Origin of the sequence: Halovalidus salilacus, assembly GCF_031852275.1 — an archaeon.
In the GTDB taxonomy this organism is placed as follows: Archaea; Halobacteriota; Halobacteria; order Halobacteriales; family Natrialbaceae; genus Halovalidus; species Halovalidus salilacus.
Genome location: NZ_CP134700.1, coordinates 3,475,373 through 3,499,625 on the forward strand (window position 1 = coordinate 3,475,373; position 24,253 = coordinate 3,499,625).

General features: G+C 66.9%; 16 protein-coding genes. 10 read left to right on the forward strand and 6 right to left on the reverse strand.

The annotated features are described in order from the left end of the window. Positions 1-292 precede the first annotated feature (292 nt). Together RJT68_RS17105 and RJT68_RS17110 are read right to left on the reverse strand one after the other, a co-directional pair. Entirely contained in the window at positions 293-1,885 is a 1,593-nt protein-coding gene (locus tag RJT68_RS17105) for a class I adenylate-forming enzyme family protein (RefSeq protein WP_407037739.1), read from the reverse strand. Positions 1,886-2,060: 175 nt separating this feature from the next. Next, a complete protein-coding gene (locus RJT68_RS17110; protein ID WP_407037740.1) occupies positions 2,061-3,257 on the reverse strand; it encodes an acyl-CoA dehydrogenase family protein in 1,197 nt (398 codons plus the stop codon). Positions 3,258-3,940: 683 nt separating this feature from the next. Here RJT68_RS17110 and rdfA point away from each other — a divergent pair. The 3 genes from rdfA to RJT68_RS17125 all read left to right on the forward strand — a co-directional run bounded on the left by rdfA (position 3,941) and on the right by RJT68_RS17125 (position 7,765). Continuing rightward, positions 3,941-4,570, forward strand: coding sequence for a rod-determining factor RdfA (rdfA, locus tag RJT68_RS17115; RefSeq protein ID WP_407037741.1), 630 nt, complete (start codon positions 3,941-3,943; stop codon positions 4,568-4,570). 285 nt (positions 4,571-4,855) lie between these two features. After that, entirely contained in the window at positions 4,856-6,862 is a 2,007-nt protein-coding gene (locus tag RJT68_RS17120; protein WP_407037742.1) for an archaea-specific SMC-related protein, read from the forward strand. Between the two features lie 72 nt (positions 6,863-6,934). Continuing rightward, positions 6,935-7,765, forward strand: a complete 831-nt coding sequence (locus tag RJT68_RS17125) for a TraB domain-containing protein (protein ID WP_407037743.1) — start codon at positions 6,935-6,937, stop codon at positions 7,763-7,765. Positions 7,766-7,852: 87 nt separating this feature from the next. Here RJT68_RS17125 and RJT68_RS17130 read toward each other — a convergent pair whose 3' ends face one another. From RJT68_RS17130 to RJT68_RS17140, 3 genes are all read right to left on the reverse strand, one after another. After that, positions 7,853-8,221: a hypothetical protein gene (locus RJT68_RS17130; RefSeq protein WP_407037744.1), complete on the reverse strand. Its 369-nt coding sequence runs from the start codon at positions 8,219-8,221 to the stop codon at positions 7,853-7,855. A gap of 322 nt (positions 8,222-8,543) precedes the next feature. Beyond that, positions 8,544-9,308, reverse strand: coding sequence for an IclR family transcriptional regulator (locus RJT68_RS17135; protein WP_407037745.1), 765 nt, complete (start codon positions 9,306-9,308; stop codon positions 8,544-8,546). A gap of 211 nt (positions 9,309-9,519) precedes the next feature. Next, positions 9,520-10,683, reverse strand: a complete 1,164-nt coding sequence (locus tag RJT68_RS17140; RefSeq protein WP_407037746.1) for an acyl-CoA dehydrogenase family protein — start codon at positions 10,681-10,683, stop codon at positions 9,520-9,522. Between the two features lie 163 nt (positions 10,684-10,846). On the opposite strand from RJT68_RS17140, the gene RJT68_RS17145 reads away from it, so the two are divergent. The 4 genes from RJT68_RS17145 (at position 10,847) to RJT68_RS17160 (ending at position 17,228) form a co-directional block, all read left to right on the forward strand. Further along, positions 10,847-11,878, forward strand: a complete 1,032-nt coding sequence (locus tag RJT68_RS17145; protein WP_407037747.1) for a TAXI family TRAP transporter solute-binding subunit — start codon at positions 10,847-10,849, stop codon at positions 11,876-11,878. A 6-nt stretch (positions 11,879-11,884) separates the two neighbouring features. Then, positions 11,885-14,230: a TRAP transporter permease gene (locus tag RJT68_RS17150; protein ID WP_407037748.1), complete on the forward strand. Its 2,346-nt coding sequence runs from the start codon at positions 11,885-11,887 to the stop codon at positions 14,228-14,230. A gap of 110 nt (positions 14,231-14,340) precedes the next feature. Then, on the forward strand, positions 14,341-15,894 hold the full coding sequence (locus RJT68_RS17155; RefSeq protein ID WP_407037749.1) for a long-chain-fatty-acid--CoA ligase: 1,554 nt from the start codon (positions 14,341-14,343) through the stop codon (positions 15,892-15,894). 194 nt (positions 15,895-16,088) lie between these two features. Continuing rightward, positions 16,089-17,228 (forward strand): acyl-CoA dehydrogenase family protein, encoded by a 1,140-nt coding sequence (locus tag RJT68_RS17160; protein WP_407037750.1) that lies wholly within the window; start codon positions 16,089-16,091, stop codon positions 17,226-17,228. 88 nt (positions 17,229-17,316) lie between these two features. On the opposite strand, the gene RJT68_RS17165 is transcribed toward RJT68_RS17160, so the two are convergent. After that, entirely contained in the window at positions 17,317-18,501 is a 1,185-nt protein-coding gene (locus RJT68_RS17165; protein WP_407037751.1) for a thiolase family protein, read from the reverse strand. Between the two features lie 147 nt (positions 18,502-18,648). On the opposite strand from RJT68_RS17165, the gene RJT68_RS17170 reads away from it, so the two are divergent. The 3 genes from RJT68_RS17170 to RJT68_RS17180 all read left to right on the forward strand — a co-directional run bounded on the left by RJT68_RS17170 (position 18,649) and on the right by RJT68_RS17180 (position 24,252). Further along, complete coding sequence (locus RJT68_RS17170) at positions 18,649-19,539, forward strand: 3-hydroxyacyl-CoA dehydrogenase family protein (RefSeq protein WP_407037752.1); 891 nt, start codon at positions 18,649-18,651, stop codon at positions 19,537-19,539. Beyond that, on the forward strand, positions 19,532-20,344 hold the full coding sequence (locus RJT68_RS17175) for an enoyl-CoA hydratase/isomerase family protein (RefSeq protein ID WP_407037753.1): 813 nt from the start codon (positions 19,532-19,534) through the stop codon (positions 20,342-20,344). Before RJT68_RS17170 ends, RJT68_RS17175 begins: the two co-directional genes overlap by 8 nt. Before the next feature lie 740 nt (positions 20,345-21,084). Next, positions 21,085-24,252 carry an FAD-binding and (Fe-S)-binding domain-containing protein gene (locus RJT68_RS17180; RefSeq protein ID WP_407037754.1) on the forward strand — a complete coding sequence of 1,056 codons (3,168 nt, stop codon included), beginning with the start codon at positions 21,085-21,087 and terminating at the stop codon, positions 24,250-24,252. The last annotated feature ends 1 nt before the right edge of the window (position 24,253 follow it).

A 24,253-nucleotide genomic window follows, 5' to 3' on the forward strand; every position in this document is an offset into this window, starting at 1 on the left:
GGAGCTGCCCCGGCGTCCGCTCGAGGGCGTCGGGGTCAGACCCGCGACGTGCGCAGTGGCCCACCGATCGCTCGAGGGACACGACGACCGTTCGAAGGAGGGAACGACCGTACGAGGGAAAGGACAGCGCTCGAGACGGTAATCGACGGTCTGAGGAGCGGTAAAAGACGATTACCGCCTCAGCAGGCGAACACCCGTCCGTACGGTGGGTCAGTCGAAACGGGCGATACCACCGGGGGTACGTCGCCGTACATCGCGCGAATCGGACGGGGGCGGGACGTCGATTCGAGGTTCACGAGTCGATCCCGCGGCGCTCGAGGAACTCCTCGCGCAGTTTCGTCTTTCGGATCTTCCCGCTTCCGGTCTTGGGAAGGTCGCGACGGATTTCGACCAGCCGCGGGTGTTTGTACGGCGCGAGTTCGCCGAGGACGTACTCCTCGACGTCCTCCGGCGTCGGTTCCGCGCCCTCCTTCGGGACGACGACGGCGGCGACCGTTTCGCCGCGTCGCTCGTCCGGAACCCCGAACACGGCGGCCTCGTGGATCTCCGGGTGTTCGTAGAGCAGGTTCTCGACCTCCCGCGGGTAGACGTTGTACCCCGCCGTCAGGATCATCTCCTTCGCCCGACCCTTGATGTAGTAGTAATTGTCCTCGTCGCGCGAACCGACGTCGCCGGTGTGCAAGTACCCGTCCTCGGTGAACGCCGCCTCGTTCGCCCCGGGGTTCTCGTAGTACCCCTGCATCACCTGCGGCCCGGCGACGAGGATCTCGCCCTTCTCGCCCGCGCCGACCTCGTTCCCCGCCTCGTCGACGATCTTCGACCGCACGTGGCCGACCGGCTGGCCGACGCTCCCCGGCCGGTTGCCGAGCGACGACCACCGGATCGTGTGCGTCGTCGCCGTCGTCTCCGTGAGCCCGTACCCCTCCGAGAGCGTCACGCCGAACGCCTCCTCGAACTGCTCCTGGGTCGGCGCCGGGAGCTTGTCCCCGCCCTGCCCGGCCCGCTGAAGCGACGACAGGTCGTACTCGTCGGGGTCGTACGCCTCGAGCAAGTCGACGAACATGGCCGCGACGCCGACGAACGTCGGAACGTCGTGCTCGTCGATGAGTTCGAGGACGCGCCCGGGATCCCACTGATCGGGTCGTAGCAAATGGAGCGTCCGCCCCGCACACAGCGAGGCCATCATCTGGATCATCCCGGTGATGTGGTACATCGGCAGGATGATCAGCCCGTCCCCCTTGATCGGACTCGCGCTGTAACTCGAGACGCTCTGGGCGATCTGGACGCGGAAGTTACGGTGGGTCAGCAACACACCCTTGGGGTTCCCGGTCGTTCCCGAGGTGTACGGCTGTAACAGCACGTCGTCGTCGGTCCGTGCGACGACGGAGAACTCGGCGCCCTCCTCGGCCAGATCCGGAAGCGACGGGTGTTCGACCCCCGAGGCGGCGCTGACGATCTCGACGTCCCGTTCCAGGGAGTCGACCGCCTCGAAGACGTGGTCGTCCGTTTCGCCCTCGAGCAGGATCGCCTCCGCGTCGGCGTGGTCGAGCTGGCAGGCGATCTCGCGGCGTCGGTACTCCGGGTTCAGCGGGCTGGCGATAACCCCGGCGCGAACGCAGGCCCAGATCACCGCGCAGAAGGCGATCCCGTTTGGCATGTAGACGCCGACCCGGTCGTCGGCCTCGATGCCGAGGGTCTCGAGCGCCGACGCGTACCGCTCGACCCGATTCGCGAACTCGCGGTAGGTCGCCGTCTGGCCGTCGTGTTCGATCGCGACCGTCTTCGGGTGCTCCGCCACCGCCCGCTCGAGCAGGTTCGCGACGTTACCGTCGTACGGCGGCGCTAGCAGCGAATCGGCGGGGACGAGCTCGGAATCGGAGTCCATACGAGCCGGTAGTTTGTCGCTTTCCGAGAAAAGTGTACGGGCAGGGGTGACGCGGACGCGTCAGCGGACCGGTCACAGTTGCCGCTCGATACCCGCGGCGGCGGCCGTCGCGGACCGCTTCGATGCGCGACTCGACGCTCCGCTCGAGTCGCACTCGAGACGGGCGTGGCGCGGCTCAGATGAGTTCGCGGGCGATCGTTCGCTTCTGAATCTCGTCGGTACCCTCGAAGATGCGGAAGACGCGCGACGATCGGTAGTGGCGCTCGATCGGGAGTTCCTTCATGTATCCCGCACCGCCGTGAACCTGCATGGCGACGTCCGCGGCGTCGTTCGCGAGCTGTGCCCCCCGGAGCTTCGCCATCGACTCCTCCTTGCGGGCGCGCTCGCCCTCGTCCATCTTCCACGCGGCGTACCGGTAGAGTTGGCGGACCTGCTCGATGTCCGTCGCCAGTTCCGCGAGTTGGAAGGAGACGCCCTGGCGGTGGCCGATCGGTTTGCCGAACGTCTCCCGGTCGCGGGCGTACTCGACCGACATGTCGAGGAGGTACTGGGCCGTCCCGACCGAACCGGCGGCGATGTTGATCCGACCGCCGCCGATCCAGTTCATCGCCGCCTGGAAGCCACCGTCGACCTCGCCGAGGACCTGCTCCTCGCCGACGCGGCAGTCATTGAAGTACAGCTCCGAGTGCGTTCCGGGGGTCATCCCCATGGCGCGGTGGATCGTTCCCACCTCGAAGCCGGGGTTGTCGGCGTCGACGAGGAAGCAGGTGATCCCCCGAAGTTCGCCGTCCTCGCCGCTCGTGCGGGCGAACACCATCGCGAAGTCGGCGTACGGCCCGTTCGTGATGTAACACTTCTGGCCGTTGATGACCCACTCGTCGCCGTCTTTCTCCGCGCGGGTGTCCATGTGGTGGGCGTCGCTGCCGTGGCCCGGTTCGGTCAGCGCGAAGCAGGTGGTGATCTCGCCCGCCATCAGCGGGTCGAGGTACTCCTCGCGCTGCTCGTCGTCGCAGGCCAGCAGGATCGGCGTCGGCCCGCCGGCGCCGCCGAAGATCGCGCTGTGGAATCCCGGCGGGCGGTTCGACATGTGTTCGCCGACGATCGCTCGAGTGAGGATGTCCACGTCGCCGCCGCCGACCTCCTCGGGCATCGTCATCCCGTAGAAGCCCGCTTCGACCGACTTCTTCCGGATCGTCTCGACGACCTTCCGGTACTCGGGGACCTGCCGGTGGTCGTCGTCGACGACGTGCTTCTCGTAATCCGAACCGAGGAACTGGTCGTGCTCCGACTCGAGGGGGGCGACCTCGCGCTCGATGAAGCCGTCGAGGGCCTTCTTGATCTGCACCGCTTCGGACGGTTCGCTAAAGTCCATGGTCGGTATGATAGAACCACACATATAATTGTTACCGTATTGAACATGTCCCGCCGGTTCCGAGGGATCCGTTCGCCGTCGGGGGTTCGACGATATCGTGCACCGTTCGGCCGTTCACCCGTACGGAACGGGTACTCTCGTCGGTCGTCGTCGACGGCGCCTCCAACCGCCGGAAACGGGGGGAAGAGGACCGTCAGCGATCTGCTTCCTGCGTGGTCCGGAACGTTCGAAATCGAACGCACTCTCGATACGCGGCGGTCAACGGAGGAGAGAGACGGGATCGGAACTGGAAGACCGATGCGTTCACCACGATAGAACGAGATACCGAAATCGCCGGTTTTCCCCTCTGATGACGCATAAAACGGCCGAGCACCCGATTTCAGATCGCCTCCGACGAGGAGTTCTTAACGGACGATACTGTGGTTCACGCCTCACGAGCGCGCTCCGTCGATCAGTGCGTCGTCGCATTCTCTGTTCAGCTCCACTGAACACGCTGCTCGAGCCGCTCCCGAGCGCTGTCACTGGCGTACACCGCTCGCAGAACCCCCGCGCGCCGTTTACAGGCGTAGTTGTGTAAACGAAGGGGCGACGACGGCGGTAGCTGGCGTGGTCGCAACCGTCACCGCGGTACGACGATCACCATTCGGAACGCTTTAGCGGTGGGGCAAAGTAGAGGTCCGAACGTGAGCGAATCCGAATCCGACTCGACCTGCTCGTGCAAGGTCGGCCGCATCGCGGCCCGGTACGACCTCGCAGACCTGGACGGCGAACTCGCGCGCTACTGGACCGGCGAGGGCGACGAGCGCTACAGCACGAGGCGACTCGCGAGGTACGTCAACGAGTCGATCCTCGAGGCCGCGTTCGATCGTACCGGCGTTCGGTACAAAGACGGCGAGATCGAGAACACCTACCGACTGCTGACCGACGACGACGTCAGTAGCGGGGAGCGCGTTCAGACGCGGAACGAACTCGAGCGGGAGTCGATCCCCGTCGACCGCCTCGAATCGGACTTCGTCTCCCACCAGACCGTGTACAACCACCTGACGAAGTGTCTGGAACTCTCGCTCGAGCAGCCGAGCGACGAGGAGCGACTCGAGCGCGGCCGGAATCGGCTCCGCGCCCTCCAGGCCCGGACCGCCACCGTCACGGAGGAGACCGTCGATCGGTTGCGACGGACGGACGTCCTCGACCTCGGCGAACACAGCGTCCTCGTCTCGATCACCGTGACCTGCGAGGAGTGCCACGAGCAACTCACGCTCAGAGAGGTGTTCGAGCGAGGGGGCTGCGAGTGCGGCGGAGAAACTCCGACGTGAGACGCGAACGGACCCACATCGGCGAACGACCGCCGACGGTCGACGGACGCCGGCGACTGACCGACGCGGATAGCAACGTTTCGTCCAGGTGAACGCGCTGCGGAGCCGTCGCGGGACGAGACCGGGTCGTCGCTCCGAATCCCTGCGCGGGCGAATTCTGTCTCGAGCAGGCACGAAGCGCGGGACGGGCGGCGGAACGGTCCGCACCGATCCGGCCGCGACACCCCTCGCGACCCGGCGATCGACGTGACAACATATATTTATCAGAGGATACAATCGGCTGTCATGGAAACCGAGACGGCTAGCGAAGATACTTCGGCGCCGAACGGCGCGACCGTTCGCGCCGAGAACATCGGCGGCATCGACGAGACGGAAGTCGACCTTACGCGGGGCGTCACGGTCCTGACGGGTCGAAACGCGACGAACCGAACGTCGCTGTTGCAAGCGATCATGGCCGCTCTGGGGAGCGACGGCGCGAGCCTGAAAGCCGACGCGGAGGAGGGAACGGCCGTCCTCGAACTGGGCGACGAAACGTATCGCCGCACGCTGCGGCGGCGAAACGGGGCCGTCGTCACCGACGGCGACCCGTACCTCGATGACCCCGAACTGGCGGATCTCTTCGCGTTCCTCCTCGAGTCGAACGAGGCGCGACGGGCGGTCGAACGGGGCGACGACCTGCGCGAACTGATCATGCGTCCCGTCGACACCGACGAGATCCAGTCGGAGATCGACCGCTGCAGGCGCCGAAAGGAGGAGATCGACGAGCGCCTCGCCGAACTCGACGACCTCGAGGCGAGCCTCCCCGCCCTCGAGGAGCGACGGTCGCGGCTCGAAGACGAGACCGAGTCGCTCGAGGCCGAACTCGAGGCGGCCGAGTCCGCACTGGAGGAGACGAACGACGAGCGCGCCGAAGGGCGCGACGAGGACGACGAGCAGTCGGAACTCGAAAAACGCCTCGAGGAGCTACGGGCGACGCGGACCGAACTCGAGCGGGTCGAACGCCGGATCGAAACCGAGCGCGAGAGCATCGCCGCGCTGGAGGACGACCGGGAGTCGGTCGAATCCACCCTCGAATCGCTCCCCGCCGACGACCGAACGGAGCGCGAGCGCCTCGAGGCGGAGATCGAGGCGCTCCAGGACGAGCGCGAGGAACTCAGCGACGAGATCAGCCAGCTCCAGAGCACGATCCAGTTCAACGAGCGGATGCTCCGGAACCCGAGCGAGGTACTTCACATCGCCGGTGACGGTCCCGAAGCCGACGGCGCCGGTTCGAGCGGCAACGTTACGGACGAGCTCCTGGCCGAACCGGAGTCGGAAACCGGCGCGGAAACCGTCTCCTGCTGGACGTGCGGGTCGTCGGTCCCCCGCGACCAGATCGAGGCGACCGTCGAGCAGCTTCGGCGCGCACGTTCCGACCGCCTCGAGGAACGCAGCGAGGTGAGCGACCGACTCGACGAGCGCCGGCGCGAACTCGAGGAACTCGACCAGCGCCGGAAGGAGTACCAGGAGACCCAACGACGACTCGCGGAGGTCGAAGACGAACTCGAGCGGCGATCCGACCGCCTCGAGGACCTGCGCGAGGACCGCGAGCGACTCGAAGGCGCGGTCGACGAACTCGAGACGGCCGTCGACGAACTCGAGGACGAGACCTACGACGAGGTGCTGGACCGCCACCGGGAGGTGAACGAACTCGAGTTCGAACTCGAACGCACCCGGGAGGAGCGCGAGGAGGTCGCCGATCGGATCGCGTCGATCGAGTCGGAGCTCGGCGCGCGGGCGGATCTCGAGGACGAGCGGGAGGAGGTCTCCGAGCGGCTGACCGACCTCCGGACCCGGATCGATCGGATCGAGGCCGACGCCGTCGAGTCGTTCAACGAGCACATGGCGAACCTCCTCGAGATCCTCGAGTACGAGAACCTCGATCGGATCTGGATCCACCGCTCGAGCGCGGAGGTGCGCGAGGGGCGCCGGACGGTCACGCGATCGCAGTTCGACCTGAAGATCGTCCGCAGCACCGACGACGGCTCTGCTTACGAGGACTCGATCGACCACCTCAGCGAGAGCGAGCGCGAGGTCACCGGGCTCGTGTTCGCGCTGGCGGGCTACCTCGTTCACGACGTCTACGAGACGGTCCCGTTCATGCTGCTCGACTCCCTCGAGGCGATCGACTCCGACCGGATCGCGGAGCTCGTCGCCTACTTCCGGAGCTACGTCCCCTACCTCGTCGTGGCGCTGCTCCACGAGGACGCCGAGGCCGTCGAGACGCCCCACGAGACGGTCACGGAGATCTGATCCTCGCGCGGACAGTCACCACCGCGACGATTGACTTCAAGTCCCCGGGCGGCGTAGGGAGAGCGAATCCGCATGTCCGACGAAGGCTCCATCACGTTCGTGCCGAGCGTTCACTTCTCGCCGATCCACCGGCGTCGTACGCGCGAGACGATCCGGGAGGTGCGACCGGACGTCGTCGCCGTCGAACTCGACGAACGCCGCTTCGACCGCCTCGAGCGAAGCCAGACGGTGAGTCCGGCCGAGCTCGCACGGGAGCTACCCCCGGCGACCGGGGCGATGTACGCCACGTTCCAGTGGGTACAGCGGACCGTCGTCCGGCTGTACGGCCTCGATCCGACGAAGACCGAGATGGAGACGGCGATCGAGACGGCAGCCGAACTCGATACCGAAATCGCGCTCATCGACGACTCGCTGACGGAGACGTTCGCCGCCCTCTCCCGGCGGATCGGCCTCGATACGCTCCCGAAGGTGGCGATGCGCGCCCAGACGATGGGTCCGGAGTACTACGCGACCCAGCTCGAACTCCTGACGCAGCCTGTCTCGGAGATCGACCGCGGCGACGACGTCCAGCCGGCGATCGACCAGATGCGTCGCCTGCTCCCGGAGGTAACCGAGGTGCTGATCGATCGTCGGGACCGAGCGATGGCGCGGCGACTCCACCGACTGCGCCGCGAGGGGAACGACGTGGTCGCGGTGATCGGTGCGGGCCACCACAACGGGATCAGCGCCCACCTCGAGGCGCTCGCGGACGAGGGAGCGGATCTCGCGTATCACGAGTCCGGCGGGGACGTGGACGTCGACGGATCAGACGGGTTCGACGGGGTCGCGGCGGACGACGCCGACGAGGTCGTCGTTCCCCGACGGCGGTCGTCGCGCGAGGTGACCAGGATCCCCATCGAGTGAGATTCGGCGCGTCTCGAGGCCGACCGTCGCCGTCGAGACGGCGCCCGCGCTGGGGAGGTGGGCGACCGCAATCGACGGCTGCTCGACTCATCGAGGATCCGGCGCGACGAATCGGAGTTCGCCGTCGTCGAGCACCACGATCACGCGGTCGCCCTCCTCGAGCCAGGGGTAGTCGTCGCTCGGGACGACGCGTTCGTCGACGACGCGGCCGTCGTCCTCGAGCAGAATGACGACGTGTTCGCCGTCGACGATGCGATCGACGGCTGCGGGGTAGGCGGTCGGTCGGGGCCCGGAGCCGCCGTCGGATCCACCCTCGTCGGGGTCGTTCGAACGCGCCGGTTCGGCAGACTCGCCGGAACCCGCGGCCACCGCCGTGGATGTGACGACCACCCCGCCACAGAGCGAGCCGAGTCGTTTCAGGGCCGTTCGTCGGTCGATGGATCGTATCCAATCCATACCGGCGTTGGCCGCGAAATAGCTTATAAACTCTCGGTCCCTTGCGGAGGAGGTCGCCCGTCGTTGCGGGACGTGATCCTCGAAGCGTCGCTCGTCCGTCCGTGCGTTCGCATGGTGAACCCGGCCGGGAAGCGACGGAGGCGAACGGCGGTTGCCGTGGTCGGTCCGACGGACGAGGTTCGCGGAGCGGAACGGTACGTTCGGAGAGTAGAACGGAGGTCAGCAAGGGGCGACGTCTTGGAGCGATTCGCAGCCACGGCCGACTCGAGGAGAAGCGCCGAACCGGATCGCGGAGCGAACCGGTTCGGAGCGCGGTCGCCCGTCAGGCGTACGCGAGGGTGACCTTAACCTCGCCGGCCTTGTCGCGGAGGAGTTCGGGGAGTTCGTCGTGGAGGCGCTCGTCTTTGAGCCGGCTGGTGGGCCCGAAGACGCCGAGCGCGCCCAGCAGCTCGTCGTCGGGGGTGTAGACCGGGACGGCGACGCCGCGCAGACCGTCCATGTGCTCCTCGTCGTTCACCGCGTACCCGCGCTCGCGGATCGTCTCGAGTTCCGCGAAGAGGTCGTCGGGATCGGTGATGGTGTTGTCCGTGTACCGCTCGAGGCCCGTCTCCTCGACGAATCGGGCGACTTCGTCGTCCTCCCACGCAGAGAGGATCGTCTTCCCGCAGGCAAGCGTGTGTAACGGGCGGCGCTGCCCGATCATCGTGTCGTCGAAACTCCCGACGCGGTGGACGTAGACGCCCTCGCCCGCCTCCTCGACGACGAAGACCGCCCGCTCGTCGGTCTCCTCGGCCAGCTCGAACACCTTGTGCTTCGCGGCGGTGTAGCCCCGCTTCCGGTTGCGGGCCCGCTCGCTGATCTCGAGGAACCGGAAGCCGATGGAGTACTCGCCGTCGCGTTCGATCAGGTAGCCGAGGTCGGTGAGCGTCCGCAGGTGGCGGTACACCGTGCTCTTCGAGAGGCCGGTCCGGCGCGTCAGATCGGTGATCGTCACGCCGTCTTCGTCCGTGAGCGCCTCGAGGATGCGAAACGTCTTCCTGGTCGTCGAAACCCCCGCGCCGTCTCCGTCACCGGGTTCCGTTTCCATGGTCGATACTCGTCGTCATACACAAAGAGCGTTCCGAATAATGAAACGCGGTCGCCGGGATGTGAAATACAGTTGGACGGAGCCGGTCAACGGAAAGGGCTCGTTCCTGTAAGACGGTCCGGCGAAAATAGATCGCGAGAGAGACGGGAAACCGGCGAGATTCGGGACGCCGTCGACGAACGAAGAAAACCGGCGAGGTATCGACGTTCGCCTACTCGTACGCGGCGATGCCGGTCAGGTCCTCGCCGAGGATCAGCGTGTGGATGTCGTGGGTGCCCTCGTAGGTGTAGACCGTCTCGAGGTTAGCCATGTGACGCATCGGCGAGTAGTCGGTGGTGATGCCGTTGCCGCCGAGCATCTCGCGGGCGATGCGGGCCTGGTCGCGCGCCATGCGGACGTTGTTGCGCTTTGCCATCGAGATGTGCTGCGGGCGGAGGTCGCCGCGCTCTTTGAGGTCGGCGATGCGGTAGACGAGCAGTTGACCGAGCGTGATCTGGGTGGCCATCTCCGCGAGCTTCCGCTGCTGGAGCTGGAAGCGGGCGATCGGACCGCCGAACTGGTCGCGGTCGAGGGCGTACTGGCGGGCCTGCTCGAAGCAATCCCGCGCGGCGCCGACGGCCCCCCAGGCGATGCCGTAGCGGGCCTGCGTGAGACACGACAGCGGACCCTTCATCCCGGAGACGCCCGGCAGGACGTTCTCCTCGGGGACGCGGACGTTGTTGAGGCCGATCTCGCCGGTGATCGAGGCGCGCAGCGAGAGCTTCTCGGTGATCTTGTTGGTCGAGACGCCGTCGCGGTCGGTCTCGACGAGGAAGCCCCGCACCGGGTTCCCCTCGCTCGAGCGGTCGCGAGCCCAGACGACGGCGACGTCGGCGATGGGCGAGTTGGTGATCCACGTCTTCGAGCCGTTGAGGACGTACTCGTCGCCCTCTTTCTCGGCGCGGGTCTCCATCGCGGAGGGGTTCGAGCCGTGTTCGGGTTCGGTGAGGCCGAAGCAGCCGACGGCCTCACCCTGGCCGAGCTTCGGGAGCCACACCTCCTTCTGCTCCTCGCTGCCGAAGGCGTGGATCGGGTACATCACGAGCGCACCCTGGACCGACGCCATGGATCGGAGGCCGGAGTCGCAGGCCTCGAGTTCCTGCATCAACAGGCCGTAGGCGGTCTCCGAAACGTTTGGCGAGCCGTACCCCTCGAGGTTGGGGGCGTAGAAGCCCAGTTCCCCCATCTTCGCGATCAGTTCGGTGGGGAACGTGCCGTTCTCGAAGTGCTCCCCGATGTCCGGTCTGACGTGTTCTTCGACGAACTCCCGGGCCGTGTCCCGGATCATCCGCTCTTCCTGGCCGAGGTCTTCCTCGAGCTGAACGAAATCCAGCATACTATCTACGTTCGCAATCGGGGCAATAGGCATTGTGGTCTGTGTTGCCGTTCCATCCCCACCCACCTCGATCGGCGTTCCGTGCAAACATCCTGGTACTGATACATATATTCAGAGATGGATACAGGTAATGTTATATTACAGCGGGAATGAGTCTGCTGTCATGGTAGACAGACCCTCTCTTTCGAGCGGTGTACAAACTCGCCGATCGTTCCTCGCTGCGGCCGGAATCGGATCGGTCGCGTCGTTCGCCGGCTGTCTGAGCAGCGGCGGCAGTGACAACTCGACCGTTCGGATGCAGACGTCGACGTCGGGGACGACGGCGTACACCGCGAATCAGGGACTGGCGAGCGCGATCAACGACGAAAGCGACGACCTCGACGTCGAGGTAGCCTCGAGCGACGGAACCGAACAGAACATCGGCGACCTCAACGGCGAGGACGCCGAGATGGTGTACATCCAGAACTGGTCGGCACACGACATCCGCGAGGGGAACGAGCCGTACGACGGACTGGACTTCGATCTGACGCAGGTGTTTCACTTCTACGACCTCCCGTGGTACTTCATCACCAACAACGAGGACCTCGAGACCCTCTCGGACATCGAATCCGGGATGACGGTCTCGCCGACGCCGGAAGGGTCCGGTACCGCCGCCGGCCTGGAACGAGCCCTCGAGTACGCGGTCGACGAGTACGAGCGCGGAAACGCCGACTACAGCGAGCAGGGGAGCCAGATGAACGAGAACCAACTCGACGTCGGCGTCGGGACGCTCATGAACTTCACCGCAGTGCCGTCGTGGATGGAAGACAACATGAGTTCGGTCGACCTCCGTGTGCTCGACGTGGACGACTCGACCGCAGAGGAGTGGGAGGACGACGATCGAGTCCTCGCACAGCCGGTCGACACCAGCGCGCTCGAGGACGCGGAGACCCCGGGGGAGATTCCCGCCCCGACGTTCTCGTACAACTTCGTCGCCCGGGCCGACCTCGATTACGATACGGTCTACGACTTCCTCGAAGTGATGCACGAATACCGCTCGGACCTGGAGGAGTACAACGCGCTGCTGGGATTCTTCGAAGAAGAGGAGTTCTTCGTCAAGAATCCCTACGAGGGGATTCCGTTCCACGAAGCCGCCGCCGACTTCTACGACGAGATCGGCATCTGGAGCGACGACTTCGAAAGCGCCGGTAACTGATCTCCGATGGAAGGTACCAATCGCGATTCGGATCGAACGATCCTGCGCGTCCTCGACCCGATCACCGCCACGCTCGCGGTGGGCCTGACGGCCTACACCGTCGGGTACGCGATCCTCTTGCTCACCGGATGGCCGGCGGCGTTCGATGTCGTTCTCGACAAACCGGGGTGGCTCAGCCGGACCGAACGGTACATGATCGTCTTCCTCGGCGTCGGATTGGCGCTGTACTACTTCGATTACGCGCGGCGTCAGCTTGGCGACGAACGGGGCGGTATCGGGGGACTTCTCGCGGAAACGTCCGCCGAGGACGAGGAGGCGGACGCGACGAGCGGGACGTCGAGTTCGGCGTCTGGCGCCGACCAGGCCGGCGCGCTCGACCGCGTTCGAGACGCCGTCGACCGCGTCGACCCGTACGTCGCCGTCGCCTTCGGTATCGTCGCGCTCGCGACGATGTGGTACGTCTACACGAACTTCGGTCGGCTCGATAGCGACTCGTACCTGGCGGGGTTCGAGACCGCAGATCACGTCGTCGGCGCGCTCCTGATCATACTGGCGATCGACTCCACGCGCCGGGCCTTCGGCACGGCCATCTCCGGGGTCGCCGTGCTGGCGATCGCGTACACACACGAGTCGGTCGCTCCCCTGCTCGGCGGGATCTTGGGCCACTCGGGCGAGAACTGGGAGTCGATCGTCGAGGACGGCGCGATCGCGATCAGCGGCGTCTACGACAGTACGTTGATGGGAATCGGCTCGACGTGGGTCGCGATCTTCATCATGTTCGCGGGCCTCGCCAAGGCCTTCGGGCTGATGGACTTCGTCCGGACGGTCGGGAAGGAACTCGGCTCGAGCCTCCGGACCGGCGTCGTACAGGTCGCCGTCATCTCGAGCATGATCATGGGGTCGATCACTGGCAGTGCCGCCGCGAACACCGCCACGACCGGGAGTTTCACCATCCCCATGATCAAAGATCAGGGGGTGCGCGACGACGTCGCCGGTTCCATCGAGGCCGTCGCCTCCGCCGGCGGGCAGATGCTTCCGCCGGTGATGGGCGTCGCCGCGTTCCTCATGGCGGACATCATCGGCGTCTCCTACCTCGAGATCGTTCGGGCGGGCGTCGTGCCGGCGGCCCTGTTCTACCTGAGCGTCTGCGTCGCCGTCCACTTCACGATCCTCAAGTTCGGGTGGACCGCGAGGGAGCTATCGCCGTTCTCCTGGAACCTGCTGCTCGGCGGCGTCCACTTCGCGATTCCGATGGGGGTCCTCCTGTACACGCTCATCTACAAGCAGTACACGCCGCTGACGTCGGGGATGTACACCATCTTCACCATCGTCGGGGTGATGTTCGTCCGGAACGCGCTCGTCGACGCGTTCGCCGCCGACGAGCGGGTGAGGGCGACGGTCGAACGGACGCAGTCGTCGATCGAGGGGCAACCGACGTCGACGGCGCTGCTCGAGGTGGCTTCCCTGATACCGCGTTCGCTCGCCGCGACCGGACGGAACGTCGCCCGCGGCGCCCTCGACGGCGCGACCGTCAAGCGGGCGGCCGCCTCGACCGGTCGATCCGTCCTCGGCACGGCCCGACAGACGGTCGACGGCTTCAAACAGGGCGGCCTCGAGATGGCACCCCTCGTCGGCGTGCTCGCGGCGATGGGCGTGATCGTCAAGCTCCTCGACACGACCGGGCTGCCGGGCCGCGTCGCCACGACCATCATCGGCCTGGGCGACGTCTCCCTCTTCGGATTCGGCGGCGGGCTCTTCGTCGTGTTGTTCCTCGCGATGATCGCGAGCATCCTGTTCGGGCTCGGGATGCCCACGCCGGCGGCGTACGTCCTCGTCGCCGCGCTGGTCACTCGGCCCGTCACCGAGATGGGGGTTCCGGACATCACGACCCACATGTTCGTGTTCTACTTCGCGATGCTGTCGGCGATCACGCCCCCGGTGGCGATCTCAGTGGCGATCGGCGCCCGCCTCGCGGGCGCGAGCTTCACGAAGACGGCCGTCCAGGCGCTCAAGCTCGGCGCGCCCGGGTTCGTGATCCCGTACGCGTTCGTCGCCAACAACAGCCTCATCTCCTGGTCCCAGGAGACCCTGGTCGCGTTCCCGGTCGTCCTCGCGGGGACCGTCGGCCTCATCGTCGCGACCGTCGGATTCGACGGTGCGCGGGACCTCTCCCCCGCGTGGCGGATCGGGTACGTCGCCGTCTCGCTCGCCGCGATGTTCGGCTCGATCGGCCACGTCGCGATACAGGTCGCCGCGGCCGCGATCATCGTCGCCGGACTGGGATACGCGAACGTCGTCGTCGGCTACGACGCCGACGCGAGGCGGCGAGCCGAACCCAGCGCGTCGGACTAGCGGGTCTGATTCGGTGATTCGGCGGGTCCCACGCCCGACGGTCGCTCGACGTGACGGTCAGCGGAAGTGGTAATCCTTTTGTGGCGTTCACGCGACTCACGTGTAGGAAGATGACGAATCTCGCTCGAAAGGTCGCGGACACCGTCGACTCGTACCCGGACTCGGTCGCGGTGGCCGCCGACGGCGACGAACGCACGTACGAGCAGTTCTGGGAGCGAACCGGCCGGTTCGCGAAGGGGCTTACAGAGCGCGGCATCGGCGAGGACGACCGCGTGGCGATCTACCTGCCGAACCTGGCGGAGTTCGTGACCGCGTTCCACGGAACACTGCGCGCCGGCGCCATCGTCGTCCCGATGAACCCACAGTACAGGGCCCGGGAGATCAGCCACCTGCTGTCGGACAGCGGGGCGAAGGCCGTCGTCACGCTCTCCGAGAACGTCTCGGCGGTCGACGAGGTCCTCGAGGAGACCGACGTCGAGCGGGTGATCAGCGTCGGCGACGAGGTCGAGGGCGCCACCGACTTCGAAGCGTTCCTCGCCGATGAGACCCTCGATATCGTCGACCGGGCCGACGACGACGTGGCCGTCCAGCCGTACACGAGCGGGACGACCGGCACCCCCAAGGGCGTCCTCCTGACCCACCACAACCTCACGTGGACCGCGCAGGTGAACGCCGACCTCATCGGCGGCATCTACCCCGAGGACGCCCTCATCGGCGTCCTGCCGCTGTTCCACATCTACGGCATGTCCGTCGTGATGAACGGCGGCCTGTTCAACGGCGCCGGCTACTACCCCGTCGCCGAGTGGGACGCCGCCGAGGTCATGGAACTGATCGAAGAAGAGGAGATCACGGTCATGTTCGGGGTGCCGGCGATGTTCAACGACATGATCAATCACCCGGACGCCGACGAGTTCGACCTCTCCTCGATCCGGTTCGCGAACTCCGGCGGCTCGAGCCTCCCGATGGAGGTCTTAGAGCGGTTCGAGGAGCTGTTCGGCGTCACCCTCTACGAGGGGTACGGCCTGACCGAGACGAGTCCCACGACCCACGCGAACGGGCCGGACGCGCGCCGGAAGGGGAGCATCGGCCAGCCGTTCGACGGCATGGACGCGAAGATCGTCGACGAGGCGTTCGAGGAGGTCCCCCGCGTCGAGCGCGGGCCGGTCGACGAGGAGGACGCCGATCTCGACGAGATCACCGGCGAACTCGTCGTCTCCGGACCGAACGTGATGAAAGGCTACTACGGCCTGCCCGAGGCCAACGATGAGGCGTTCACCGAAGAGGGCGGGAAAACGTGGTTCCACACCGGCGACATCGGCTACTGGGACGAGGACGACTTCTTCTACGTGGTCGACCGCGAGAAGCACATGATCGTCACCGGCGGCTACAACGTCTACCCGCGCGAGGTCGAGGAGTTGCTCTTCGAGCACCCCGACGTCGCCGACGCCGCCGTCGTCGGGATTCCGGACGAGCGCCGGGGCGAGACCGTCAAGGCGTTCATCGTCCCGACGCCCGACGCGGAGGCCACGCCCGAGGAGATCAAGGAGTACTGCCTCGAGAACCTCGCGGCGTACAAACACCCCCGAGAGGTCGAGTTCGTGCGGGAACTCCCGCGGACGGCGACCGGCAAGGTCCAGAAGTTCAAGATCCAGGACGAGGAGTGACGACGGGCGACGGCGGGGGTTCGACGAAACCCCGCAGTAACCGTATCGGGTCTGCGGATTGCGCGATCCGCAGACCGCGGTCGCGTTCGATCGGTTGATCGCTCGAACGAGTGATAGTTGGACTTAACAGTGATTCCGTCCGTGCGGGATTGCTTAACAACGTTTTTTTCCCTGGAGTGTGAACTCGCTACACAATGGCATTCCAGCTAACGGACGAGCACCGTGCCATCCGCCAGGCGGTGCGCGACTTCGGCGAGAACGAGATCGAGCCGGTCGCCGAGGAGTACGACCAGGAACAGATCTACCCCGAGGAGATCAGAACGAAGGCCGCGGAGTACGACTTCGTCGCGCCGAGCATCCCCATCGAGTACGGCGGCGCCGGGATGGACAAGCTCTCGAGCGTCATCGTGACCGAGGAGCTGTGGCGCGCCGACCCCGGGATCGGCTCCGCCGTCGGTTCGGCCGGCTTCGGGACGAACATGATCGTCGAGTTCGGCGACGAGTGGATGAAAGAGGAGTGGCTCCCGAAGATCGCGAACGGGGAGAGCGCCTCCTGTTCGATGATCTCCGAACCCGCCCACGGGTCGAACGTCGCCGGCATCGAGACCGTCGCGGAGAAAGACGGCGACGAGTACGTCGCCAACGGCAACAAGATGTGGATCACCAACGGGACCGTCGCGGACGTCGGCGTCCTGATGGCCAAAACCAGCCCCGACGAGGGCCACCGCGGCATCACCGCCTTCCTCGTCGAGATGGACTGGGACGGCATCACGACCGAGAAGATCAAGAACAAGCTGGGCATCCGCGCCTCCGACCTCGCGGAGGTCATCATCGACGACGTCCGCATCCCGGAGGAGAACGTCATCGGCGAGGTCGACAAGGGCTTCTACCAGCTCATGGAGTTCTTCGCCTCCGGCCGAACCAACGTCGCCGCCCAGGCGGTCGGCGCCGCCCAGGGCGCGCTCGACTCCGCGATCGAGTACGCCGGCGAGCGCGAACAGTTCGACAGGAAGATCGGCGAGTTCCAGGCCATCCAGCACAAGCTCGCCGAGATGGCGACGCAGGTCGAGGCCGCCCGCTCGCTGACCTACCGCGCCGCGTCCCAGGTCGAACAGGAGAACCAGGAGATCGCCGCCAAGTACTCGAGCATGGCGAAGCTGTTCGCCTCCGAGATCTCGGTCGACGTCGCCGACGAGGCCATCCAGGTGCACGGCGGCTCGGGCTACGTCTCGGACTACCCGGCCGAGCGGTACTACCGCGACGCCCGCATCACGAAGATCTACGAGGGCACCAGCGAGATCCAGAAGAACATCATCGCCGACCGCCTGCTCTGAGCGGGCGCGTCCCGAACTCCGATTTCCGAACTCCGAACTCCGAACGTCGATCCAAATTTTCGAGCGCGCGACGCCTCGAGCGACCGCGTTAGTCCACCACGAACTCGATGGCCGCGCCCTGTCCGTAGCCGACGCACATCGTCGAGAGGCCGCGGCCGCCGCCCCGGCGTCGGAGTTCGTGGATCAGCGTGACGGGCAGGCGCGCACCCGACGCGCCGAGGGGGTGGCCGATGGCGATCGCGCCGCCGTTGACGTTGAAGGTCTCGTCGTCGAAGCCGAGTTCGCGCTGGCAGTAGAGCGTCTGGCTCGCGAACGCTTCGTTGAGCTCCACGAGGTCGTACTCGTCCGCGCTCCGACCGTTGCGCTCCCAGAGGCCCCGGACCGCCGGGACGGGTCCGATGCCCATCACGCGCGGGTCGACGCCGGCGACGTTGTGGTCGCCCACCTCGGCGAGCACCTCGAGGCCGCGCTCCTCGGCGAACGCACGGCTCGTGAGCAAGACGGCGGCGGCCCCGTCCGAAATTTGCGAGGCGTTGGCGGCGGTGACCGTGCCGTCCTCCTCGAAGGCGGGCGGCAGCTTCGCGATCTTCTCCTTCGTGGTGCCGGGGCGCAGGCCCTCGTCCTCGGTGACGACCCCCTCGTCCTCGACGGCTTCGCCGTCTGCTCGGTGCCTCCCCGACGCACCACCCGTGTCGATCGGGACGATCTCGTCGTCGAAGCGCCCCTCCTCGGTGGCCTCGACGGCACGCTGCTGGCTGCGGGCGCCGTATGCGTCTTGCTCCTCGCGGCCGATGTCGTACTCCCGCGCGACCGTCTCGGCGGTCTGGCCCATCCGGAGGCCGGCGACGTCGTACTGCTCGGAGATACCGTCGTAGACGCCGATTCCGTGTCGGCGCTCGTTGCGCGTCATGTTCTCGACGCCGCCGGCGACGATCACCTCGCGCTGCCCCGAGCGGATGGCGTCGGTCGCGCTCATGATCGCCTCCGCGGAGGAGGCACAGAGGCGGTCGATCGTCGTCCCGGGGACCGACTCGCCGAGATCCGAACAGAGGGCGATCACGCGCGCGAGATTGTTGCTCTGCTCGTTCACCTGCTTGGCACACCCCCAGCGGACGTCGTCGACGTCGTCGCCGGAGAAACCGGTCCGCTCGAGCATCTCGTTCACGAGCGGAACCGACAGTTCCTCGCTGCCCATCTCGGCGTAGACGCCGCCCTGTTTGCCCTGGGGCGTCCGCACCGCTTGCACGACCACCGGCTGGTGCTGCTCCGTCATACCGAATACCACGCGGGGCCGGAAAGTAAGCGTCCCGATCACCGACGGACCGCGAGCCCCGCCGGGCCGACGGAAGGCGGCGGGATCGGCGACGGTGCGATCGGGCGAACAGGAACGTTTTTTGCGCTCAGTTCGGTCCTCACTCACATGCAGATCGCAGTCCTCGGAGCCGGGAGTATGGGCCACGGAATCGCGCAGGTGTCCGCGATGGCCGGACACGACGTCGTCCTCAGGGACGTCCAGGAGTCGTTCGTCGAGGAGGGCATCGAGGGCATCCGCGAGAACCTCCAGGGCGGCGTCGACCGCGGGAAGGTCACCGAGGAGGAGATGGAGGCGACCCTCGAGCGGATCGAGGGGACGATCGACCTCGAGGAAGCCGTCTCAGACGCGAACCTCGTCGTCGAGGCGGTCCCGGAGGACATGGACCTCAAGAAAGAGGTCTTCTCGGACGTCGAGACGTACGCGAGCGAGGAGGCCGTCCTCGCCTCGAACACCTCCTCGCTGTCGATCACGGAGATGGCCAGCGCGCTCGAGCACCCCGAGCGCGTCGTCGGCCTCCACTTCTTCAACCCGCCGCACATCATGGACCTCGTCGAGATCGTGATCGCAGAGCAGACCGACGAGCGAACCGAGGAGTTCGCGATCGACTGCGTCCGCGACCTCGAGAAGGAGGACGTCGTCGTCCGCGACACCGCCGGCTTCGCCACCTCCCGACTCGGCCTCGCGCTGGGCCTCGAGGCGATGCGGATGGTCGAGGAAGGGGTGGCGAGCCCCGCCGACATCGACGAGGGGATGAAGATCGGCTACGGCCACCCGATGGGGCCCCTCGAGTTGACCGACCAGGTCGGGCTGGACGTACGCCTGCACATCGCCGAGCACCTGCGGGAGGAACTCGGCGAGCGGTTCAAGCCGCCGCAGAACCTGCGCCGGAAGGTCCGCGCCGGAAAGCTCGGCAAGAAGACCGGCGAGGGGTTCTACGTCTGGGAAGAGGGCGAGCGCGTCGGTACGAGCGGCGACCGGGGTGGTGACGGTGAGTGAGCGGACGCTGACCGACGAGTACGAGTTACTCTCGGTCGAGGTCGGCGAGAACGTCGAGGGGGTCGCCACGATCACGATCGACCGGCCGGACGCCCGCAACGCGCTCAACGCCGAGGTTCGGACGGAGCTGAAAGACGCCCTCGCCGCGGCCGAGGCAGACGAGGACGTGCGCGTCCTCGTGCTCACGGGCAGCGACGAATCGAGCTCGTTCGTCGCCGGGGCGGACGTCAAGGAACTTCGCGAGCGCGACCTCGTCGAGCAGCGCGAGGCGAGCGCCCGCCCGCGCGTCTACGAGACGGTCGACGGCCTCTCGATCCCCGTCATCGCGCGCATCAACGGCCACGCGCTCGGCGGCGGCTGCGAACTCGCCCAGGCCTGCGACGTCCGGATCGCCCGATCGGGGGCGAAGCTCGGCCAGCCCGAGATCAATCTCGGCATCATCCCCGGCGGCGGGGGCACCCAGCGGCTCGCCCGCCTCGTCGGCGAGGGACAGGCGATGCGCCTGATCCTCTCGGGCGAACTGATCGACGCCGAAGAGGCGAAAGAGATCGGTCTCGTCGACGAGGTCTGCGAGGACGAGGACCTCGACGAGCGCGTCTACGACCTCGCCGGGAAGATGGCCGAGAAGAGCCCGCTGGCCCTCGAGCTCGCCAAGGAGGCGATCACGGCCAGCTCCCGAATGGGGCTCGACGACGGCATCGACCACGAGTCTGAACTGTTCGTCCAGCTGTTCGCCACGCGCGACAAGAACGAGGGGATCGACGCGTTCCTCGAGGGGCGCGACCCCGAATTCACCGGCGAGTGATCGTCGATCGGCGACGGTCCGTTGCCGATAATTACTGTTTATCTGTACGACAGTTCGGTATATTAGTCTATCATTTTATAGGTATCGGTCGCGTCTTCCGTCGTGTGCTCTCGAGAATTCGCTCGACCGTTTACTGGCATTTGAACGGTTTAGGGACAGGTTCCTGTGCTCGATCGTCGAATAGCTCCAGCTGGAATTTTTGCTGGTGAAGTAAGGAGCCCCCGTGCAAAATTGGGAGTCTGAGGGGTCGTGCCGATCGTTAGTCCCGTGACGTTCGATCCGTATCGAACGAGGGCGATCGGTTCTCGTCACCGTCGTATGATAAAATTTCGATATAAAATTCGATCGATCACGTCTGCAGGTCTACACGGACGGACGAACCGATCACCGACGGGCGAATCGATACCCAACTACTTTGGGAAAGTATTTGTTTACCTGCCAGTGGAAGCCACCGACGCCGTCTGACAGGTAGACGGCCCCGGAGACGCACCCCCAGAACGCGTCGATTCGCGAGCCCACCCCCGGCGGCGCGCGAGGACGACGATTCGTCCGACCGACGTTCCATCCCCTCCACACCGGTCTCCCACCGGGTTTCCCCCCCTCCCCTTTCCGCGACGCTCGGCGATCGAACTCCCCGGCGACCGAATTCGGCCTCGCGAGGTGCGATCGCCCGCCCCGGATCGACGACGACGTCCGACCGGAAGCCGACGGTTTATGCTTCCGACGGGTGAGTGTAAGACATGGCCACGGAGCGGACCCCGAACGACGATCCGGCGGCGGATCCGCGCGCGCGGTACGACTACGAGAGCGACGACGTCGACCGACCGGCGCTCGTGCGCGACATTCGACGGTTCGTCGACTGCGACGTCCGGTTCGACTCCTACTCGCGCGAACTGTACGCCACCGATGCGAGCCCGTACGAGGTGACGCCCATCGGCGTCGTCTTCCCCCGATCGACGGAGGACGTCGCCGGCGTCCTCGAGTACTGCGCGGAGCGGGAGATCCCCGTGCTCCCGCGGGGCGGCGGGACGAGCCTCGCCGGACAGACGGTCAACCGCGCCGTCGTCCTCGACTTCACCCGGCACATGAACGAGATCCTCGAAGTCGACCCCGAGGGGCAGAGGGCGACCGTCCAGCCCGGAACGATCCTCGGGACGCTGAACGAGACGCTCGAGCCCCACGGGCTCAAGTTCGCCCCCGATCCGGCCTGGGGCGACAAGAGCGCGATCGGCGGCGCGGTCGGCAACAACTCGACCGGGGCGCACTCGCTGCAGTACGGCAAGACCGACGCGTACGTCGAGGAGGCCGAGGTCGTCCTCGCCGACGGGACCGTCACCCGGTTCGGCGAGGTGACCCTCGAGGAGATCGACGAGCGCGCGGATCCCGACGGCGATCTCGAGGGGCGGATCTACGCCGAGGTCTCGAGGATTCTCGCGGAGGACGCGGACGAGATCGAGGCGGCCTACCCCGACATGAAGCGCAACGTCTCGGGGTACAACCTCGACCGCCTCGTCGCGGAGGCCCGCGGGGAGACCCTGCCGGGCGGCGAGGAGACGGGCGAGCCCGGAACCGTCAACCTGGCGCGGCTGCTCGCGGGCAGCGAGGGCACCCTCGCCGTCGTGACGGAGGTGACCGTCTCGCTCGAGCCGATTCCGCCGTCGAAGGCGGTGACGCTGCTGTGTTACCGCGAGCTCCACGACGCCATGGCGGACGTGGCGCCGATCCTCGAGCACGACCCCGCCGCGGTCGAGGTGCTCGACGACGTGCTGATCGACCTCGCCCGGGACACGGCGGAGTTCGGGCCGGTCACCGAGATCCTCCCGGAGGGAACGAACGCGGTGTTGCTCGTCGAGTTCTACGCCGAGGACGCCGACGAGGGCCGGGAGAAGGTCGCCGGCCTGCTCGCCGATCGGTGTCCCTCGGCGACGCCGGCCGCCGACCCGCCGGCGAACGCGCCGACGGTCGACGCCGAGCGGTCCGCGATCGAGGCGCTCGAGGCCTACGACAAGGCCGAGCGCGCGAAGCTGTGGAAGCTACGCAAGTCCGGCCTCCCGATCCTGCTCTCGAGGACGACAGACGAGAAGCACATCTCGTTCATCGAGGACACCGCGATTCCGCCCGAGCGCCTCCCCGAATTCGTCGAGGCGTTCGAGGAGATCCTCGAGTCCTACGACACCTACGCCACGTTCTACGCCCACGCCGGGCCGGGCGTGCTCCACGTCCGCCCGCTGGTGAACACGAAGACCGAGTTCGGCCTCGAGCAGCTGTACGGCATCGCCGACGAGGTGACCGACCTCGTGGTCGACCTCGGCGGTTCCGTCTCGGGGGAGCACGGCGACGGCCGCGCCCGCACCCAGTGGAACCGCAAGCTCTACGGCGAGGACCTCTGGCGGGCGTTCCAGGACCTGAAGACGGCGTTCGACCCCGACTGGCTCCTCAACCCGGGGCAAGTCGTCTTCCGCGACGACCATCCGACGGACCTGCGCGAACACCTCCGGTTCGACCCCGACTACGAGTTCGAGGCCGGCTTCGAGCCCGAACTCGAGTGGGCCAACGAGAACGGATTCCGGGGGATGGTCGAGCTCTGCCACGGCTGTGGCGGCTGTCGCGGCGAGCAGTCGACGACCGGCGGCGTGATGTGTCCCACCTACCGGGCGAGCCGGGAGGAGATCACGGCGACCCGCGGCCGGGCGAACGCCCTCCGACAGGCGATGAGCGGCGACCTCGACCCCGACGAGGCGTTCACGGACGAGTTCATGGAGGAGGTGATGGACCTCTGCATCGGCTGCAAGGGCTGTGCGATCGACTGCCCGAGCGAGGTCGACATGGCCAAACTGAAAGCCGAAGTGACCCACGAGTACCACCGGCGTAACGGCTCGAGCCTGCGCGATAAGTTGTTCGCGAACGTCGCCACCCTCTCGGCGCTCGGTAGCCGCTTCGCGCCGGCATCGAACGCCCTCCCGAAGCTGCCGGGCGCGCGCTGGCTCCTCGAGGAGACCATCGGCATCGCGCGCGACCGGCCGCTTCCGACGTTCCACGACCGGACCTTCCGCGACTGGTTCGAACAGCGCGACGGCGCGCGGGTATCCGAGTCGACGGCCGTTCGTAAGGCCGTCGTCTACCCCGATACGTACACCAACTACAATCACCCGGAGGCCGGAAAGGCGGCCGTGCGGGTGCTCGAGGCCGCGGGCGTCCACGTCGCCGTCCCGGGCGAACTGGGCGACACCGGCCGCCCCGCGTTCTCGAAGGGATTCCTCGAGACGGCCCGCGACCGGGCGGCCGACAACGTCGGGGCGCTCGCGCCGCTCGTCGAGGAGGGGTGGGACGTCGTGGTGATCGAGCCCTCCGACGCGGTCATGTTCCAGCTCGACTACCCGGACCTCCTCCCGGGCGAGGAGACCGAGACGGTCGCGAACGCTACCTACGGCGCCTGCGAGTACATCGACGTCTTCGGCCTCGACGCCGAGATCGACTTCGCGGGCGTCGAGCGGCCCGAGACGGCCGCCGGGGCCGCGGGCGTGGGCGGGGGCGCGACTGCCGACGGCGGACGCGCCGACGCGGCGACCGGCGGCGATCCCCGCGACTCGCTCGTCTACCACGGCCACTGCCACCAGAAGGCGACGGCGAAGGACCACCACGCCGTCGCCGTCCTCCGGCGCGCGGGCTACGCGGTCGATCCGCTCGATTCGGGGTGTTGCGGCATGGCCGGCAGCTTCGGCTACGAGGCCGAACACGCCTCGATGAGCGACGCCATCGCGAATACCCTCTACGAACAGGTCGAGGAGAGCCCCGGCGAACGGGTCGTCGCCCCCGGCGCCTCCTGTCGCACGCAACTCGAAACTCGTCCCGGCGCCGAGGGAAGTCCGCCGACCCCGATCGAGATGGTCGCGAGGGCCCTCGAGTGAG

Coding starts and splice junctions, on each gene's coding strand:
- RJT68_RS17140 (WP_407037746.1), bottom strand. CDS start 10,683: ATGCTGGATTTCGTTCAGCTCGAGGAAGACCTCGGCCAGGAAGAGCGG.
- RJT68_RS17145 (WP_407037747.1), top strand. CDS start 10,847: ATGGTAGACAGACCCTCTCTTTCGAGCGGTGTACAAACTCGCCGATCG.
- RJT68_RS17155 (WP_407037749.1), top strand. CDS start 14,341: ATGACGAATCTCGCTCGAAAGGTCGCGGACACCGTCGACTCGTACCCG.
- RJT68_RS17130 (WP_407037744.1), bottom strand. CDS start 8,221: ATGGATTGGATACGATCCATCGACCGACGAACGGCCCTGAAACGACTC.
- RJT68_RS17160 (WP_407037750.1), top strand. CDS start 16,089: ATGGCATTCCAGCTAACGGACGAGCACCGTGCCATCCGCCAGGCGGTG.
- RJT68_RS17165 (WP_407037751.1), bottom strand. CDS start 18,501: ATGACGGAGCAGCACCAGCCGGTGGTCGTGCAAGCGGTGCGGACGCCC.
- RJT68_RS17125 (WP_407037743.1), top strand. CDS start 6,935: ATGTCCGACGAAGGCTCCATCACGTTCGTGCCGAGCGTTCACTTCTCG.
- RJT68_RS17170 (WP_407037752.1), top strand. CDS start 18,649: ATGCAGATCGCAGTCCTCGGAGCCGGGAGTATGGGCCACGGAATCGCG.
- RJT68_RS17150 (WP_407037748.1), top strand. CDS start 11,885: ATGGAAGGTACCAATCGCGATTCGGATCGAACGATCCTGCGCGTCCTC.
- RJT68_RS17180 (WP_407037754.1), top strand. CDS start 21,085: ATGGCCACGGAGCGGACCCCGAACGACGATCCGGCGGCGGATCCGCGC.
- RJT68_RS17105 (WP_407037739.1), bottom strand. CDS start 1,885: ATGGACTCCGATTCCGAGCTCGTCCCCGCCGATTCGCTGCTAGCGCCG.
- RJT68_RS17120 (WP_407037742.1), top strand. CDS start 4,856: ATGGAAACCGAGACGGCTAGCGAAGATACTTCGGCGCCGAACGGCGCG.
- RJT68_RS17110 (WP_407037740.1), bottom strand. CDS start 3,257: ATGGACTTTAGCGAACCGTCCGAAGCGGTGCAGATCAAGAAGGCCCTC.
- RJT68_RS17135 (WP_407037745.1), bottom strand. CDS start 9,308: ATGGAAACGGAACCCGGTGACGGAGACGGCGCGGGGGTTTCGACGACC.